The organism is Brevundimonas sp. CEF1 (assembly GCF_051353055.1).
GTDB lineage: Bacteria > Pseudomonadota > Alphaproteobacteria > Caulobacterales > Caulobacteraceae > Brevundimonas.
The window spans coordinates 3,350,053-3,367,148 of sequence record NZ_CP195593.1; the positions used below are offsets into that span (position 1 = coordinate 3,350,053).

A 17,096-nucleotide genomic window follows, 5' to 3' on the forward strand; every position below is an offset into this window, starting at 1 on the left:
ACCCGGTTCAGATTGAGGCGCTCATGTGTCCAAGCGGCGCAGAAACCGCAAAGCTTAGGGAAACGCACCAATGTCCAAATCCACCGCCATCGTCCTCGTCCACGGCTTCTGGGGCGGCGCCGCCCACTGGGCCAAGGTCATCACCGAGTTGAGCCGGCGCGGCTACACCTCGCTGCACGCCGTCGAGATGCCGCTGACCGCCCTGGCCGACGACGCCGAGCGGGTGCGCAAGATGGTGCGCCAGCAGGAGGGCCCCGTCATCCTGGTCGGCCATTCCTACGGCGGGGCGGTGCTGTCGGAGGCGGGCGACCTGCCGAACGTGGCGGGCCTGGTCTATGTCGCCGCCTTCGCCCCCGACGCCGGCGAAAGCCCCGGCGGCATCACCCAGGAAGACCCGCCGGTCGCCGCCCCCAACCTGGCCCCCGACAGCGACGGCTACCTGTGGGTCAAGCCCGACAAATTCCACGAGAGCTTCTGTCAGGACCTGACGGCGGACGAGGCCCTGGTCATGGCTGTAACGCAGAAGGCGCCCTTGGCCACCACCTTCGGCGACGCCGTCACGGCGCCCGCCTGGAAGGCCAAGCCCTGCTGGTATCAGATCTCGAGCCAGGACCACATGATCGCCCCGACCAACCAAGCGCGCATGTCGGCGCGGATGAACGCCCGCAAGGTCATCACCCTGGACGCCAGCCACGCCTCCCTGGCCTCGCACCCGGTCGAGATCTGCGACCTGATCGAGGAAGCCGTCGCGGCGATCTGATCTAGGTCAGCAGGGTCCGCAGCACGGCGTCCAGCACCGGACGGCCGGTCGCCGTGGCTGCGACCCGACCCTGGCGCAGTTGCAGAAAACCATCAGAGATCAGGTCGGCTAAAGGGCCGGTCTGATCCGACAGGTCCAGCGCCGCCAGCGTCGCCAGAGACACCCCCTCGACGGTGCGCAGGCCCAGAAGCACCAACTCCTCGGCGGCGCCAGACGCATCCAGGGCCTCGCGCTCAGCCCAGGGCGATCCGTGCGCGACCCCTTCGACATAGTCGGCGATGCGACGGTGGGCGACGGTCGCCGTCCGCTCGCCGTTCAGCGTCAGCCGTCCGTGGGCCCCGGGACCGAGACCCAGATAGTCGCCGCCGCGCCAGACGTGCAGGTTGTGGCTGGACCGCGCCGCCACGTCGCGGGCGTGGTTGGACACCTCATAGGCCTCGAACCCCGCCCCCTCGAGCACCGCCTGCGTGGCCTCATAGAGAGACGCGGCCAGGTCCTCGTCCGGCGGGGTCAGGGCTCCGCGCGCAAAGGCGCGGCCAAAGGCCGTCGTCGGCTCTATGGTCAGTTGATAGGGCGACACGTGCTCGAACCCCAGGTCCAACGCCGTGGTCAGCTCCGCCGTCCAGTCGGCCACGGACTGCCCCGGCCGGGCGTAGATCAGGTCGATGGACAGGCGCGCGAAGGCCCTGGCCGCCGTCTGCACCGCGCGGCGCGCCTCCGCCGCCGAATGGTCGCGGCCGAGGAATTTCAAGGCGGCGTCGTCGAACGACTGCACCCCCATGGACAGGCGGATGATCCCGGCGACGGCCAGTGCGGCATAGCGGCCCGCCTCGGCGTCGGTGGGATTGGCCTCCAGGGTGATCTCTATGTCTCCCGCCGGAGGAAACAGGGCCTTGGCCCGCGCGATCACCGCCGCCACGGCCTCGGGCGGCATCAGAGACGGGGTGCCGCCGCCGAAGAAGATGGAGGCCAGACGACGCGGCCCGACCAGGCGGCTCTGCGCCTCCATGTCGGCCAGGATGGCCTGGACCAGCCCGGCCTGTTCCTCGACCCTTCCTCGGTCGCGCACGACGTTGAAGTCGCAATAGGGACAGATGCGGGCGCAGTAGGGCCAGTGGACGTAAAGGGCCACATCCCTGGGGTCCCTAACGCCTCGCTCGCGAAGCGACGCTGCTTGAGGGTCCCGAGAACCAGGCAGGATGTCAGTCAATCAGCGCCGCCTTCAGCCGCGCGAAGGCGCGGGCGCGGTGACTGATCGCGTCCTTCTCGGCGTCCGTCATCTCGGCGAAGGTCCGGTCCGAACCCTCAGGCCGGAAGATGGGGTCATAGCCATGCCCCCGGTCGCCGCGCGGCGGGAAGAGCAGATCGCCGTCGAGGCGGCCTTCGACCACCACGCAGGGGCCGTCGGGCCAGGCCACCGCAAGCGCAGACGTGAACCAGGCGCGGCGATCGGTCGATCCGATCTCCTCCAGCCGCTCCTCGACCTTCTTCATGGCCAGGGCGAAATCCTTGCCCGGCCCGGCCCAGCGCGCCGAGAAGATGCCCGGCGCTCCATCCAGGGCCGCGACCGACAGGCCGGAATCGTCGGCCAGAGCCACCTCGCCCGAGGCCTCGGCGGCGTGGCGGGCTTTCAGCATGGCGTTGCCGACAAAGGTGCTCTCGGTCTCGTCCGGTTCGGGCAGGTTGAGGCTGCCGGCCGTGACGATCCTGTAATTTCCATCCAGCAAGGCTTCGATCTCGCGCGCCTTGCCCGGATTGTGAGTCGCGGCCACCAGCCGCATCCCCTTGATCAGCTTGAGATTCATGGCGCGACCTTACCTCCGTCCGACGCATTGCGGAAGTTTAACATCGTTAAACGATATGTAACGTGATTTTCGACGGGGTCACCCCTATCTTCAATCTCAAGAACGGGGGTCGCACCGTTCAGACGAAGCGAAAGAGACGCAACGTTTACCCAGCGACACCACAGAAACGCACGAAAATCGTGCAACAACGGAGAGATACGATGCAAGCGATGAAAACCTCGATCTGGATGGACCGCGTCGGCCACGGCTTCTTCAACGCCCTTCTGCTGGCCGCCCTGCCCACCGCCGCCATCGCCCTGTTCATCCAGAGCCTGTGATCCGATCCGGATCGCTCTGGAGGCTTTGACGATCAGCATGAACACCGCGAAGAATAGCGCCGCGTGAGGGTTCGCCGGACCCCACGCGGCGATCGCCGCCCGAACCACCCGGCCTGAGATCCGACTTCATGCGCCTCCCGAAGCTGACGTCCATCGGGATCCGTGCGCCGCGCCTGACAGGCGCCGACCTGCGCCCGCCGCTTCGGACCCCCAACCTCAGAACTCTGGGCCCGGGCTCCGTATCCAGCCTGCTGAAGATCGCGCTGGACGTCGCCTATGTGCTGCTGGCCCTGATCACCGGCGTTCTGCTGCTGCTCTGGGTCGCCTCCGTCTTCATTCCGCTCGACAACATCAACGTCACCGTCACGGACGGCGACAACGGCCGGCAGATGCCGCTGACCCGTCCGCTGCTGCTGTTCGGCGTCGGCGCCATGACCGCCTATTTCGGCGGCTTCCTGATGATCCTGCGCGGCCTGCGCAAGATCTTCCGCACCCTGACGCTCGGCGATCCCTTCCAGCCCGACAATGTTCGCCGCCTGCGCCAGATCGGCCTGATCCTGGCCGTCGTCACCGGCGGCGTCTGGGTGGCGCAAGGCCTGGTGGCCGCCCGTCTGGCCCCCGGGGTCATGGAGCCGCAAGGCGTCAGCGACCTGCTCACCCCCGTCTTCTCCATCCTCGTCGTCTTCGTCCTGGCGGAGGTTTTCCGCGAAGGCGCGCGCCTGCGCCGCGAATCCGAACTGACGATCTGATCTCGAAACGCTAAGCTCACCCCATGGCCATCCGCGTCCAACTCGACCGCATCCTCGCCGCACGGCGCATGTCGCTGACCGAACTCGCCGACCGCGTCGGCGTGACGGTCGCCAATCTGTCGATCCTCAAGACCGGCAAGGCGCGCGCCGTGCGCTTCTCGACCCTGGACGCCCTGTGCCGCGAGCTGGACTGCCAGCCCGGCGACCTGCTGGCCCATGAGCCCGGTCCCGGCGACGCCTTCGACGACGAGGATTGAGGTGGCCCGCAAAGGCCCGCCGGACTCTTCTGACGACGACAAGCGCATCTGGGCCCGTGTCACCGGGACGGTGACCCCGCCCGCGCGCCGCAAGGCCGCCCGCGTCACCCCCGGCGCCGTCCTGCCCGATCCTGAAAGCCCGCCGGTCGTCGCCAGGCCCGCGCGCGGCGTCGCCGGCAAGAAACGCAACGCGCCGGATCAGACGCCGGCCTTCGAGGCCCTGGGTATCGTCGCCCCTGTAAAGCCCACGCTGGCTCGCGCCCGGCCGACGCCCGAGGAGTTGGAGCCGCGCCGCCAACGTCGCCTGTCGCGCGAACGCGATCCGATCGAGGCCCGCATCGACCTGCACGGCTTCGGCCGCTTCGAGGCCGAGGACCAGCTTCGGGGCTTTCTCATCGGCTGCCAGATGCGCGGCCTGCGCTCAGTCCTGGTCATCACCGGGCAGGGGCGGCGCGGCGGCGGGATCATCCGCGGTTCGGTGCACGACTGGCTGACCGGACCGCACCTGCGCGGCGTGGTCTCCGGCTTCGCCTCGGCCCACCGCCGCCACGGCGGCGACGGCGCCCTCTATGTCACGCTGAAACCGCGCGCCTGACAGCGACTACCCCTGGGCGTTGCGGATCGCCGCCGCTCCGGCGACCGGGGCGATGACCACGGCGAACAGGACATAGGCGGCCAGCAGGGCCAGAGCTGAAAGCGGGTCCTGACCATTGGCCGCCCGCGTCAGGGCGCCGGCGCCGAACACCACCGGGGGGATGAACAGCGGCAGGACCACCACCGCGATCAGCAGGCCTCCGCGCTTGGCCCCCAAGGCCAGGGCCGCGCCCAGCGCTCCGGTAAAGGCGAAGCCCAGGCCGCCGATGGCCGCCGCCAGGGCGGTCAGACCGATCAGATGGGCCGGCTGGCCCAGGGCCAGGGCCGCGACCGGGGCCGCGACCGCCAGCGGCAGGCCCGTCGCCAACCATTGGGCCAGAGCCTTGATCGCAACCGTCGCCTCCAACGGCAAGGGGCCGAGCGCCAGCAGGTCCAGCGCCCCGTCCTCCAGATCGCGCTCGAACAGCCGCTCCAGCGACAGGAGCGAGGCCAGGGCCAGGGCCATCCAGCTGGCCCCCGAGGCCGCCGGAGCCAGAACGCGCGGATCGCCGCCCGCCGCCAGCGGCAGGATGGCGGTCAGGCACAACATGAAGCCGCAGGCCAGCAGAGGCCCGCCGCCGCCGCCCCAGGCCAGCGACAGCTCACGGCCGAACAGGACCCGAACGGCCTTCACGCCAGATCTCCAAGGTCAAGCCCGCGCGCCGGAACGGGCAGAGGGTCGTGCACCGCCGCCAGGATCATCCCGCCCGCCGCCAGATGCGCCGCCATCAGCTCGGCCGCGACCGCCCGCCAGCGCTCGTCCAGCGGGGCCAGGGGTTCATCCAGCAGCCAGAGGACGCGCGGCGCGGCGATGAGGCGCGCCAGCGATAGGCGCCGCTTCTGTCCCGCCGACAGCTTCCTCGTCTCCAGATCCAGCAGGGGCGTCAGGGCCAGGCGGGCGACGGCGGCTTCGCGTGCGGCCTCATCGCCGCCCAGCCAGGCCGTCTGGAAGTCGAACTCCTGACGCGCCGTTCGCGTCGGCTTCAGGCCTTCGAGATGACCCAACAGATGGACGCCGCCCTGCCGCGCGGTCTCCTGATCCAGCGCCTCACCGTCCGCGCCGCCAAAAGTGATCGCGCCCGAATCCGGCCGGATGAAACCCGCCACGGCCCGCAACAGACTGGTCTTGCCCGCCCCATTGGCCCCGGTCAGGGCTGTGGCCTCGCCCGCCGAAAGCCGCAGCGACAGGCCCTGGAACAGGAGGCGCTCGCCGCGCGACAGGCTCAAGGCCGCGATGTCGACCGCCGTCAGCATGAACCCGCCGATTTGCGAACCCTTCTCAATGTCCATGACGCCCGTGTGGATACATGGACGGCTTCCCCGCACAGGACTATATCCGCAAGCGCCGCAGCAGGCTTTCGCCGCGCGCGCCTGGGACCTGTGCGCCCCGGCGTCCAGCGCGCGAAGGCGCAACCGAATTGTCGGGCGGCGTTAGTCAGAGGACTTATCTCCATGCCGTCGATTGACAGCCTCAAGACCCGTCAGGACCTTTCGGTCGGGCGCAAGAAATACGCCTATTACAGCCTTCCCGCCGCCGAGGAAGCCGGTCTGGCCGGGATTTCCCGTCTGCCGCGCTCGATGAAGGTGCTTCTCGAGAACCTGCTGCGCAATGAAGACGGCGTCTCGGTCACCGAGGACGACCTCAAGGCCGTCGCCGCCTGGATCGAGAACAAAGGCGCCGTCGAGCACGAAATCGCCTTCCGTCCGGCCCGCGTCCTGATGCAGGACTTCACCGGCGTTCCCGCCGTGGTCGATCTGGCCGCCATGCGCGACGCCATGGACAAGCTGGGCGCCGACGCCAAGAAGATCAATCCGCTGGTCCCCGTCGACCTGGTCATCGACCACTCGGTCATGGTCGACCACTTCGGCACCGCCAAGGCCTTCGGCGAGAACGTCGAGCGCGAGTATGAACGCAACATCGAGCGTTACAACTTCCTGCGCTGGGGCTCCTCGGCCTTCAACAACTTCCGCGTCGTGCCCCCCGGCACCGGCATCTGCCACCAGGTGAATCTTGAGAACCTGGCCCAGACCGTCTGGACCCTGGACGAAGGCAAGAAGACCGTCGCCTATCCCGACACCGTCGTCGGCACCGACAGCCACACCACCATGATCAACGGCCTGGCCGTCCTGGGCTGGGGCGTCGGCGGCATCGAGGCCGAGGCCGCCATGCTGGGTCAGCCGATCCCGATGCTGATCCCGGAAGTCGTCGGCTTCAAGCTGACCGGCAAGCTGCCGGAAGGCGCGACCGCCACCGACCTGGTGCTGACCGTCACCCAAATGCTGCGCAAGAAGGGCGTGGTCGGCAAGTTCGTGGAATTCTTCGGCGACGCCATCGCCGGGATGACCATCGAGGATCAGGCCACCATCGCCAACATGGCCCCGGAATACGGCGCCACCTGCGGCTTCTTCCCGGTGTCGCGCGCGACCATCGACTATCTGACGGCCACCGGCCGCGACAAGGCGCGCGTCGCCCTGGTCGAAGCCTACGCCAAGGCCCAGGGCCTGTGGATCGACGAAACCTCGGAAGACCCGGTCTTCACCGACGTTCTGGAGCTGGACATCTCGACGGTCGTGCCGTCGCTGGCCGGTCCCAAGCGTCCGCAGGACCGCGTTGAACTGACCGTCGCCGCCCCCTCGTTCGAGACCGCCCTGGCCGAGGTCTTCGGCCGCCCGACCGACGCCGAGCGCGCCGCTGTCGAAGGCGAGAAGTTCACGGTCGGCGACGGCGACGTGGTGATCGCCGCCATCACCTCCTGCACCAACACCTCCAACCCGTCGGTCCTGATCGCCGCCGGTCTGGTGGCGCGCAAGGCCCACGCCCTCGGCCTCAAGGTCAAGCCCTGGGTCAAGACCTCCCTGGCCCCCGGCTCGCAGGTCGTCACCGATTATCTGACCGACGCCGGCCTGCAAAAAGACCTGGACGCCATGGGCTTCAACCTGGTCGGCTACGGCTGCACCACCTGCATCGGCAACTCGGGCCCGCTGGACCCGGCCATCTCGAAGGCGATCAACGACAACGGTCTGGTCGCGACCTCGGTCCTGTCGGGCAACCGCAACTTCGAAGGCCGCGTGAACCCCGACGTCCAGGCCAACTACCTGGCCTCGCCGCCGCTGGTCGTGGCCTACGCCATCGCCGGCTCGATGCGCATCGACATCACCAAGGACCCGATCGGTCAGGACAAGAAGGGCAAGGACGTCTTCCTGAAGGACATCTGGCCGACCTCGCAGGAGATCGCCGACATCCAGAAGAAGTCGGTCACCCCGGCCATGTTCGCCAAGCGCTACAAGGACGTCTTCAAGGGCGACAAGCACTGGCAGGCCATCAAGGTCACCGGCGGCCAGACCTATGAATGGGAAGACACCTCCACCTACGTCCAGAACCCGCCCTACTTCGAAGGCCTGTCGATGGAGCCGGCCCCGGTCAGCGACATCGTGGAAGCCCGCATCCTGGGCATCTTCGGCGACAGCATCACCACCGACCACATCAGCCCGGCCGGTTCGATCAAGAAGGCCTCGCCCGCCGGCGTCTATCTGACCAACCACGGCGTCGACGCCCTGGACTTCAACAGCTACGGCGCCCGCCGCGGCAACCATGAAGTCATGATGCGCGGCACCTTCGCCAACATCCGCATCCGCAACAAGATCACCCCGGACATCGAGGGCGGCGTCACCAAGCACTTCCCGTCGGGCGACACCATGTCGATCTACGACGCGGCCATGCGCTACCAGTCGGAAGGCCGTCCCCTGGTCGTCTTCGCCGGCAAGGAATACGGCACCGGCTCGTCGCGCGACTGGGCGGCCAAGGGCACGCGCCTGCTGGGCGTCCGCGCCGTCATCGCCGAAAGCTATGAGCGCATCCACCGCTCGAACCTGGTCGGCATGGGCGTGGTGCCGCTGCAGTTCAAGCAGGACGGCTGGCAGAAGCTGGGCCTGACCGGCGAGGAAATCGTCACCATCCGTGGCCTGACCGACGCCAACATCGGCAAGCTGAAGCCGCGTCAGGACCTGTGGGTCGAGATGTTCCGCCCGTCGGACGGCAAGATGGCCCGCTTCCCGGTCCGCTGCCGCATCGATAACCAGACCGAGCTGGACTACCTGCTGGCCGGCGGCGTCATGCCCTACGTCCTGCGCAACCTGGCCGGCGGCCCGCAAGCCGAGACGCCCGCCGCCGCCGAGTAAGGCGAGGCTTCAGGCAAGAACTGGAAAGGCCGGCGGATCGCTCCGCCGGCCTTTTTTGTGGGCGGAGGGCAGAAGAGCGCTAATCCCGCACCAACGCCCTATTGAAGCGACGCCGAGAGCGTGGACTTCCGCCAGGCATTGGGCGTAGCGCCCTCCCAGCTTCTGAAGGCGCGATAGAAGGACCGCGTGTCCTGATAGCCGAGCATATAGGCGACTTCGGCGATGTCGCTCGTTTGGTCGGACAAGAGGCGACGGCTGAGTGCATGCCGGGCTTCGTTGAGCAGGTCGCGGAAGGCGGTTCCCTCCTCGGTGATCCGGCGTTGCAAGGTCCTCTCGCTCATGCCCATCTCGCGGGCCACATCGGCGATGTCGGGGCGGCCGCTGGGCAGGGCGTGCAGCAGGACGGTTTTCACCTGATCGCCGAGCGAGGTCTGGGCCTGAAGATCACGCAGTGCCCCGGCCAGGGCGGGCGTCAGCATCTCCAGCAGTTCGGGGTTATGGCCGGCGAAAGCCAGGTCGAGGTCGGCTTGACGCAGCACCATGCGGTCCTGCTCTGCACCATAGCGAACGGGGCAGTTGAAATAGACCGCATGGGCGTCCGACGTTGGGTGGCTGCGACGCAACTCGACCTGCAGCGGCGCGATCATCCGACCGGTTCCGCGTCGGCCCAACTCCATCACGGTGGCGAAGGTGATGTCCGTGGCGATGTGCGGTTCGGCTTCTGTCGCGTTCGGCCAGAGATGGCTGACGGTCGCCGTCGTCGGGTCTTCGTCGATCTGAAGCGTCTCGGGCGTGCAAAGACGCTTGAACCGCGCCAGACGCAGCAGGCCGTCGCGATAGTCGCGGGCATAGAAGGCCGCCAGGCTGGAGGGCGGATGCGCGCCCGTCTCGGCGTTTGAGGCCAGGCGCAGTCCCAGGCCCGGATCGCCGGACAGGTCTTCGACGGCCCGCCACAGGGCGAAATACTGGGCCGTAGTAAGCGTAGCGGCGGGTTGCAGGCGCAGCATGACGGGCAGGCGGGCGCGGCGCAGCACGTCCGGCACGGACAGACCCTCGCGCTCCAGCGCCTTCCACAGGGCTGAGGGAAGCCGGCAGCGATCCGGCGTCGCGGATTTCATGGACATGGAAGCCTCCCTCTTTCGGCGACGAACTCAGCCCATCTGGCTCAGGATCAGGCGGTCGAAGACGCGGTCGCCCAACCATTTGCGCACGCCGATCATCATCTTCGCATATCGGCCGGCGGCATAGCGGGTTCGAGGACGAGGCGAACGCACCGCGCGCGACACGACATCGGCGATGACGGAGGGGTCTGTGCCGCGGCCATGGCCGTAGGATTTCTGGGTCGTCCGGGCGACGGCCCGCGTGACCTCGGAATAGGGGCCGCCATTGACGCGTTTCATCAGGCTGGCGGCCGAGACGTCGCCGAAGCCGGTTTCGATCAGGCCCGGCTCGACGATGACCACCCGGACGCCGAAGGGCGCCAGTTCCAGACGCAGGCTGTCGGACCAACCCTCCAGGGCGTGCTTGGTGGCGTGATACCAGGCGCCCAGCAGGGTGTAGACCTTGCCGCCCATCGAGGTGATGTTGACGATGGTTCCCGCCTTGCGATCGCGCATGGCCGGCAGCAGCAACTGCGTCAGGCGCGCCGCGCCGAACAGATTGACCTCGAGCTGATAGCGGGCCTCGTCCAGGGGAATGTCCTCGACGGCGCCATAGAGGCCGAACCCGGCGTTGTTGACCAGGACGTCCACGCCCCCCGTTTCGTCCAGAATGGTCCGCACCCCGGCCTCGACCTGATCGTTCATGGTCACGTCCATCCGCAGCGGGATGGCGCCGAGGGCGGCCAGGTCGTCCATCTTGTCCACGCTGCGCGCGGCGACATAGACTCTGTACCCGTCCTTCAGCAGTTGGCGTGCGATGGCCTTGCCCATGCCGGAGGAGGCTCCGGTCACCAGAGTTGTCTTGTGTCTGTTTGTCTGGGTCACGTTCGTCTCTCCCGTTGTCGAGGCGAACCTAGGTGACGATCGCCGCCATGAGAGTGACCAACGTCGCCAGAATTGGGGCGAACAACGCCAATCCTGTGCAGCCAGCGGCGGTCCGCGATCCAGGGGAAAACCCAATGACGGCTATTGGCGGCGTAAGGCTGTCACCGCCTTTGCCCGCAAAAAGGCCGGCGGATCACTCCGCCGGCCCTTCTCATTTCAGACTGCCGTCCGCCTTACTCGGCCGCGACGCGATCCGCGTATTCGGGGATCTGGTCGAAGTTCATGTAGCGATAGACATCGTCGCGGTCGGCGTCGATGACGCCCATCTCGGCCATGTACTCGGCCACGGTGGGGATGCGGCCCATCTTGGAGGCGACGGCGGCCAGTTCGGCCGAGGCCAGGTAGACGTTCGAGCCCTTGCCCAGACGGTTGGGGAAGTTGCGGGTCGAGGTCGAGACCACGGTCGCGCCCTCCTTCACCTGGGCTTGGTTGCCCATGCACAGCGAGCAGCCCGGCATCTCCATGCGGGCGCCGGCGCCGCCGAGGGTCGAGTAGTGGCCCTCCTTGGTCAGCTCCGAGGCGTCCATCTTGGTCGGCGGGGCCACCCACAGACGGGTCGGGATGTCCTTCTTGCCCTTCAGCAGCAGCGAAGCCGCGCGGAAGTGGCCGATATTGGTCATGCACGAACCGATGAAGACCTCGTCGATCGGGGTCTCTTGCACCGCCGACAGCAGGCGCGCGTCGTCGGGGTCGTTGGGGGCGCACAGGATGGGCTCCTTGACGTCCGCCAGGTCGATCTCGATGACGTGGGCGTATTCGGCGTCGGCGTCGGCCTCCAGCAGGTGGGGCGCGGCCAGCCAGGCCTCCATGGCGTCGATGCGGCGCTGCAGGGTGCGGGCGTCGGCGTAACCGTCGGCGATCATGTTCTTCATGAGCACGATGTTCGAGGTCATGTACTCGATGATGGGCGCCTTGTTCAGCTTGACGGTGCAACCCGCCGCCGAACGCTCGGCCGAGGCGTCGGTCAGTTCGAACGCCTGTTCCACCTTCAGGTCGGGCAGGCCCTCGATCTCAAGGATGCGGCCCGAGAACTCATTGACCTTGCCCGCCTTGGCCACGGTCAGCAGGCCCTGCTGGATGGCGTAGTAGGGAATGGCGTGGACCAGGTCGCGGAGCGTAATGCCCGGCTGCATCTCGCCCTTGAAGCGGACCAGGATCGACTCCGGCATGTCCAGCGGCATGACGCCGGTGGCCGCGCCGAAGGCGACCAGACCCGAGCCGGCCGGGAAGGAGATGCCGATGGGGAAGCGGGTGTGGCTGTCGCCGCCGGTGCCGACGGTGTCGGGCAGCAGCAGGCGGTTCAGCCAGGAGTGGATCACGCCGTCGCCCGGACGCAGGGCCACGCCGCCGCGGTTGGAGATGAACTGCGGCAGTTCGCGGTGCGTCTTGACGTCGACCGGCTTGGGATAGGCGGCGGTGTGGCAGAAGGACTGCATCACCATGTCGGCCGAGAAGCCGAGGCAGGCCAGGTCCTTGAGTTCGTCGCGCGTCATCGGGCCGGTCGTGTCCTGCGAGCCGACCGTGGTCATGCGCGGTTCGCAATAGGTGCCCGGACGGATGCCCTGACCTTCCGGCAGACCGCAGGCGCGGCCGACCATCTTCTGGGCGACGGTGAAGCCCTTGCCGCTGTCTTCCGGCGTGACCGGCAGGCGGAATTCGGTCGAGGCGGCCAGACCCAGGGCCTCGCGGGCGCGGGCGGTCAGCGAGCGGCCGATGATGAGGTTGATGCGGCCGCCGGCCTGGACCTCGTCCAGCAGGACCTGCGACTTCAGCTCGAAGTCGGCGACCTTTTCGCCATTCTTCTCGATCTTGCCCTCATAGGGATAGATGTCGATGACATCGCCCATGTTCAGGCTGGTCACGTCGACCTCGATCGGCAGGGCGCCGGAGTCTTCCTGGGTGTTGAAGAAGATCGGGGCGATCTTGCCGCCCAGGGTCACGCCGCCGAAACGCTTGTTCGGCACGAAGGGGATGTCCTGACCGGTGGCCCAGATGACGCTGTTGGTCGCCGACTTGCGCGACGAGCCGGTGCCGACCACGTCGCCGACATAGGCGACCAGATGGCCCTTGGCCTTCAGGTCCTCGATGAAGGACATGGGGCCGCGCACGCCGTCCTGTTCCGGCGTGATGCCCGGACGCGCGTTCTTCAGCATGGCCAGGTAGTGCAGCGGAATGTCGGGACGCGACCAGGCGTCGGGCGCAGGCGACAAGTCGTCGGTATTGGTCTCGCCGGTGACCTTGAAGACGGTGACGGTGATCTTGTCGGCGACCTTGTCGCGGCTAGTGAACCACTCGGCTTCGGCCCAGGACTTCAGCACGGCCTCGGCGTTGGCGTTGCCGCCCTTGGCCAGCTCGGCGACGTCGTGGAAGAAGTCGAACATCAGCAGGGTCTTCTTCAGACCCTCGGCGGCGACGGCGCCGACGATCGCATCGTTCAGCAGGTCGATCAGCGGCTTGACGTTGTAGCCGCCGACCATGGTGCCCAGCAGCTCGGTGGCGCGTTCGCGCGACAGCGACGGCACGGCGAAGTCGCCATGGGCCACGGCGGACAGGAAGGAGGCCTTGACCTTGGCCGCGTCGTCCACGCCGGGCGGCACGCGATGGGTCAGCAGGTCCAGCAGCTCCTGCTCGGCGACACCGGCGGGCGGCGCCTTGATCAGCTCGATCAGGTCGGCGGTCTGCTCGGCCGACAGCGGCAGCGGCGGAATGCCCAGGGCCGCGCGTTCGGCGACGTGAAGACGATAGGTTTCGAGCATGAGCGGCCTTCCTTGGTCCAGTCGCGGCATGACCGACCCGTCGGCCCGCCAAAACCGCGCGTGGCCTTTCCCACATAAGGGTCAGGGTCGCAAGGGAAGGGGGCCGGTCCGACCTTCGACCTCCGTCGTAGAGGGGCCTCATCCCTCACTCGTCATCCTCAGGCTTGACCCGAGGATCGAGCGGAGCCACGCGCTCGACCTTTCAGGTGTCGCACAAGCGGACAATCCGATCCTCGGGTCTAGTCCGAGGACGGCGGAGAAGGAGATAGGCATGCGAAAGGCATGGCGGCTTCAGGGCCGCCGCGCCTCAGCCTCAGTCCAGCTTGAGCGCCTCGGCCAGCAGGCGGGCCTCCGCCGCGCGGCTGGAGCCGGTGCGCCAGGCGACGACGATCTCGCGGCGAGGGGCGTCGGCGGAGATGGGGCGGACCACGACGCCGGGATTGTCGGCCAGGCCGGCTTGCACCGCCATCTGCGGCAGGAAGCTGACGCCCAGACCCGAGGACACCATCTGGACCAGGGTGTGCAGGGAGGTGGCGGCGAAGACGTCCTCGCCGCGCGGGGCCTCGATATTGACGGCGGCCAGGGCCTGATCGCGCAGACAGTGGCCGTCTTCCAGCAGGATCAGGTCGTCGGCCTTGAGCATACCCTCGGGGATCGGACCGGCGCCCGCCAGCGGGTGGCCGACCGGAGCGGCGGCCAGGATCTCGTCGTCGCCGATGCGGGCGTGGTCGATGCCCGGCGCCTCATAGGGCAGGGCGATGACGGCGGCGTCCAACTGGCCCGCCTTCAGCCCGGCGATCAGGCGCGGGGTCAGGTCCTCTCGAATGAACAGGCGCAGGGCCGGATAGCGGTCGCGCAGGCCGGGCAGGGCGCGGGGCAGCAGGAAGGGGGCGACGGTGGGGATGATCCCCAGGCGGAACCGGCCCGACAGGGGCTTGCCGGCGTTGCGCGCCGCCTCGACCAGATCCTCGGTGCGGGCCAGGACGTCCTCGGCGCGCTTGACCGCCTCGGCGCCGACGGCGGTCAACTGCACCGCGCCGCGCGTGCGCTCGACCACCGGCGCGCCCAGGATCTTCTCCAGTTCCTGCACCCCGGCCGACAAAGCCGGCTGGCTGACATGGGCCGCCTCGGCCGCACGGCTGAAGGAGGCGTGCTCGGCCAGGAGCTTGAGATAATGGAGCTGTCGCAGGGTGGGGAGCATGCGCCCCACATAGGCGCGCCCTATGGTGTTTTCAAAGACAATCGAAGTCATTGATGAAGCAAGGCGCCGCGAACCGGTCGGTCCGCGGCGCTGCTCGGCCCCTAGTTCAGATCGAACCGGTCGGCGTTCATCACCTTGGTCCAGGCCGCGACGAAGTCCTTGACGAACTTCGCGCCCGCGTCGGCCGAGGCGTAGACCTCGGACAGGGCGCGCAACTGCGAGTTGGAGCCGAACACCAGATCGGTGCGGGTGGCGGTCCACAGTTCCTCGCCACTGGCGCGGTCATTGCCGGTGAAGACCTCGTCGGCGCTGTCGTCGACCTGTTTCCAGCCCGTGCCCATGTCCAGCAGGTTGACGAAGAAGTCGTTGGACAGGACGCCCGGCCGGTTGGTCAGGACGCCGTGGGTCGAACCGCCGTGGTTGGCGCCCAGAACCCGCAGACCGCCGACCAGGACCGTCATCTCCGGCGCCGTCAGGCCCAGCAGCTGGGCCCGGTCGATCAGCAGCTCCTCGGTCGGGACGTTGAAGCGGACCTGCAGATAGTTGCGGAAGCCGTCTGCGCGGGGCTCCAGCACCTTGAAGCCGTCGACGTCGGTCTGGTCCTGCGAGGCGTCGGTGCGGCCGGGCGTGAAGGGGACGGCCACGTCATGGCCGCCGGCCTTGGCCGCCTGTTCGACCCCGACCACGCCGCCCAGGACGATCAGATCGGCGATGGAGACGTTGGCGCCCGACGCCGCCTTGATGTCCTCATAAACCTTGAGGACGCGGGCCAGCTTCGCCGGTTCGTTGACGTCCCAGTCCTTCTGCGGGGCCAGGCGCAGGCGGCCGCCATTGGCGCCGCCGCGATGGTCCGAGCCGCGATAGGTCACGGCCGAGGCCCAGGCCGTCGACACCAGGTCGGCGACCGACAGGCCCGACGCGGCGATGGCCGCCTTCAGCGCCGTGACGTCGGCGTCCGACAGGGCCGGTCCGGCGTGGGCCGGGATCGGATCCTGCCAGATCAGGTCCTCGGCCGGCACGTCAGCGCCCAGGTAGCGGGCCTTGGGTCCCATGTCGCGGTGGCACAGCTTGAACCAGGCGCGGGCGAAGGCGTCGCCGAAATAGGCCGGATCGGCGCGGAACCGCTCCATGATGGGGCGATAGGCCGGGTCGATCTTGAAGGCCATGTCGGCCGTCGTCATCATCGTCGGCACGCGCTTGCCCGGCGTATGGGCGGCCGGGGCCAGGGTTTCCGGCGGATTCCCCACGGGTTGCCACTGCTTGGCCCCCGCCGGGCTGCGAACCAGTTCGTAGTCATGGTCCAGCAGCATGTCGAAGAAGGTCATGTCCCAGGTCGTCGGCGTGGGCGTCCAGGCGCCCTCGATGCCCGAGGTGATGGTGTGGTCGCCGACGCCGCTCTCATGGCCCGAAATCCAACCCAGGCCCTGCTGGGCGATGTCGGCGCCCTCGGGGCTGGCGCCCACCTTGGAGGCGTCGCCGGCGCCGTGGGCCTTGCCGAAGGTGTGCCCGCCTGCGGTCAGGGCGGCCGTCTCCTCGTCATTCATGCCCATGCGGGCGAAGGTCTCGCGAATGTCGCGGGCCGAGGCCAGGGCTTCGGGCACGCCGCCGGGACCTTCAGGGTTCACATAGATCAGGCCCATCTGGATGGCGGCCAGGGGCTCTTCCAGGGCCATGTCCTTGTCGGGCTGGATGCGGGTCTGGTTGCCCTCGTCGCCGACCCAGTTTTCCTCGGTGCCCCAATAGACGTCCTTTTCAGGCTCCCAGACGTCGGCGCGGCCGCCGCCGAAGCCGAAGACCGGCCCGCCCATCGACTCGATCGCCACATTGCCGGCCAGGATCATCAGGTCGGCCCAGGACAGCTTGGCGCCGTACTTCTGCTTGATCGGCCACAGCAGGCGGCGCGCCTTGTCCAGGTTGCCGTTGTCCGGCCAGGAGTTGAGCGGGGCGAAGCGCTGCTGGCCCGCGCCCGCGCCGCCGCGCCCGTCCCCGGTGCGATAGGTTCCGGCCGAATGCCAGGCCATGCGGATGAAGAAGGGACCATAGTGGCCATAGTCCGCCGGCCACCAGGGCTGGCTGTCGGTCATCAGGGCGGTCAGGTCGCGCTTCACCGCCGCCAGATCCAGCGACTTGAAGGCCGCAGCGTAATCGAAGTCGTCGCCCATGGGGTCGCCCGACTTGCCCTGCTGATGCAGGATGTCCATGGCCATCTGATTGGGCCACCAGTCGCGATTGGTGCGCCCCAGAAGCGAGCGCAGCGCGCCCGGCTCCTTCTTCGGATCGTGGAGTGGAGTGGGGCCGCCTGCTTGTCCGTCCATGATTTTCCTCCTGTTCAGCAGATTAGACCGCGAGCCTACGCCCGGTTCCGCGCCGAAGGAAAATCGATAAACTTTCTCA

14 protein-coding genes are annotated in these 17,096 nt (G+C 68.1%); 5 read left to right on the forward strand and 9 right to left on the reverse strand.

Annotation, left to right across the window (positions count from 1 at the left end):
• The first annotated feature begins 70 nt into the window (after positions 1 to 70).
• Complete coding sequence (locus ACR9FL_RS16755) at positions 71 to 760, forward strand: alpha/beta hydrolase (protein ID WP_436356457.1); 690 nt, start codon at positions 71 to 73, stop codon at positions 758 to 760.
• 1 nt (position 761) lies between these two features.
• On the opposite strand, the gene hemW is transcribed toward ACR9FL_RS16755, so the two are convergent.
• Both hemW and rdgB read right to left on the reverse strand, forming a co-directional pair.
• A complete protein-coding gene (gene hemW / locus ACR9FL_RS16760) occupies positions 762 to 1,892 on the reverse strand; it encodes a radical SAM family heme chaperone HemW (protein WP_436356458.1) in 1,131 nt (376 codons plus the stop codon).
• 70 nt (positions 1,893 to 1,962) lie between these two features.
• Entirely contained in the window at positions 1,963 to 2,565 is a 603-nt protein-coding gene (gene rdgB / locus ACR9FL_RS16765; RefSeq protein ID WP_436356459.1) for an RdgB/HAM1 family non-canonical purine NTP pyrophosphatase, read from the reverse strand.
• A 445-nt stretch (positions 2,566 to 3,010) separates the two neighbouring features.
• Here rdgB and ACR9FL_RS16770 point away from each other — a divergent pair, with 445 nt between their 5' ends.
• Genes ACR9FL_RS16770 through ACR9FL_RS16780 form a run of 3 tightly spaced genes read left to right on the forward strand, consistent with a single transcriptional unit; the run spans position 3,011 to position 4,483 of the window.
• Positions 3,011 to 3,631, forward strand: a complete 621-nt coding sequence (locus ACR9FL_RS16770) for a DUF2975 domain-containing protein (RefSeq protein ID WP_296177767.1) — start codon at positions 3,011 to 3,013, stop codon at positions 3,629 to 3,631.
• A 23-nt stretch (positions 3,632 to 3,654) separates the two neighbouring features.
• A complete protein-coding gene (locus tag ACR9FL_RS16775; RefSeq protein WP_296177765.1) occupies positions 3,655 to 3,888 on the forward strand; it encodes a helix-turn-helix domain-containing protein in 234 nt (77 codons plus the stop codon).
• Between the two features lies 1 nt (position 3,889).
• Complete coding sequence (locus ACR9FL_RS16780; protein WP_297932568.1) at positions 3,890 to 4,483, forward strand: Smr/MutS family protein; 594 nt, start codon at positions 3,890 to 3,892, stop codon at positions 4,481 to 4,483.
• A 6-nt stretch (positions 4,484 to 4,489) separates the two neighbouring features.
• On the opposite strand, the gene ccmB is transcribed toward ACR9FL_RS16780, so the two are convergent.
• Both ccmB and ccmA read right to left on the reverse strand, forming a co-directional pair.
• Positions 4,490 to 5,155: a heme exporter protein CcmB gene (gene ccmB, locus ACR9FL_RS16785; RefSeq protein ID WP_436356460.1), complete on the reverse strand. Its 666-nt coding sequence runs from the start codon at positions 5,153 to 5,155 to the stop codon at positions 4,490 to 4,492.
• A complete protein-coding gene (ccmA, locus tag ACR9FL_RS16790) occupies positions 5,152 to 5,775 on the reverse strand; it encodes a heme ABC exporter ATP-binding protein CcmA (protein WP_436358175.1) in 624 nt (207 codons plus the stop codon). The genes ccmB and ccmA overlap by 4 nt, the downstream gene beginning before the upstream one ends.
• A gap of 198 nt (positions 5,776 to 5,973) precedes the next feature.
• Here ccmA and acnA point away from each other — a divergent pair, with 198 nt between their 5' ends.
• Entirely contained in the window at positions 5,974 to 8,700 is a 2,727-nt protein-coding gene (gene acnA / locus ACR9FL_RS16795) for an aconitate hydratase AcnA (RefSeq protein WP_436356461.1), read from the forward strand.
• Between the two features lie 98 nt (positions 8,701 to 8,798).
• On the opposite strand, the gene ACR9FL_RS16800 is transcribed toward acnA, so the two are convergent.
• From ACR9FL_RS16800 to katG, 5 genes are all read right to left on the reverse strand, one after another.
• Positions 8,799 to 9,824: an AraC family transcriptional regulator gene (locus ACR9FL_RS16800; protein WP_296176296.1), complete on the reverse strand. Its 1,026-nt coding sequence runs from the start codon at positions 9,822 to 9,824 to the stop codon at positions 8,799 to 8,801.
• 27 nt (positions 9,825 to 9,851) lie between these two features.
• Positions 9,852 to 10,652 (reverse strand): oxidoreductase, encoded by an 801-nt coding sequence (locus tag ACR9FL_RS16805; protein WP_436356462.1) that lies wholly within the window; start codon positions 10,650 to 10,652, stop codon positions 9,852 to 9,854.
• A 266-nt stretch (positions 10,653 to 10,918) separates the two neighbouring features.
• The gene (acnB, locus tag ACR9FL_RS16810; RefSeq protein WP_296176293.1) at positions 10,919 to 13,501 is read right to left on the reverse strand and encodes a bifunctional aconitate hydratase 2/2-methylisocitrate dehydratase; all 2,583 of its coding nucleotides are present in this window, start codon (positions 13,499 to 13,501) and stop codon (positions 10,919 to 10,921) included.
• Between the two features lie 313 nt (positions 13,502 to 13,814).
• A complete protein-coding gene (locus ACR9FL_RS16815) occupies positions 13,815 to 14,702 on the reverse strand; it encodes a hydrogen peroxide-inducible genes activator (protein ID WP_436356463.1) in 888 nt (295 codons plus the stop codon).
• Between the two features lie 101 nt (positions 14,703 to 14,803).
• A complete protein-coding gene (gene katG, locus ACR9FL_RS16820; RefSeq protein WP_436356464.1) occupies positions 14,804 to 17,017 on the reverse strand; it encodes a catalase/peroxidase HPI in 2,214 nt (737 codons plus the stop codon).
• Positions 17,018 to 17,096 lie beyond the last annotated feature (79 nt).

Excerpts from the sequence above, each read along its gene's own strand:
- ccmA (WP_436358175.1), bottom strand. The coding sequence starts at position 5,775 with ATGCTGACGGCGGTCGACATCGCGGCCTTGAGCCTGTCGCGCGGCGAG.
- ACR9FL_RS16775 (WP_296177765.1), top strand. The coding sequence starts at position 3,655 with ATGGCCATCCGCGTCCAACTCGACCGCATCCTCGCCGCACGGCGCATG.
- ACR9FL_RS16770 (WP_296177767.1), top strand. The coding sequence starts at position 3,011 with ATGCGCCTCCCGAAGCTGACGTCCATCGGGATCCGTGCGCCGCGCCTG.
- ACR9FL_RS16800 (WP_296176296.1), bottom strand. The coding sequence starts at position 9,824 with ATGTCCATGAAATCCGCGACGCCGGATCGCTGCCGGCTTCCCTCAGCC.
- acnB (WP_296176293.1), bottom strand. The coding sequence starts at position 13,501 with ATGCTCGAAACCTATCGTCTTCACGTCGCCGAACGCGCGGCCCTGGGC.
- ACR9FL_RS16815 (WP_436356463.1), bottom strand. The coding sequence starts at position 14,702 with ATGCTCCCCACCCTGCGACAGCTCCATTATCTCAAGCTCCTGGCCGAG.
- rdgB (WP_436356459.1), bottom strand. The coding sequence starts at position 2,565 with ATGAATCTCAAGCTGATCAAGGGGATGCGGCTGGTGGCCGCGACTCAC.
- acnA (WP_436356461.1), top strand. The coding sequence starts at position 5,974 with ATGCCGTCGATTGACAGCCTCAAGACCCGTCAGGACCTTTCGGTCGGG.
- katG (WP_436356464.1), bottom strand. The coding sequence starts at position 17,017 with ATGGACGGACAAGCAGGCGGCCCCACTCCACTCCACGATCCGAAGAAG.
- ACR9FL_RS16755 (WP_436356457.1), top strand. The coding sequence starts at position 71 with ATGTCCAAATCCACCGCCATCGTCCTCGTCCACGGCTTCTGGGGCGGC.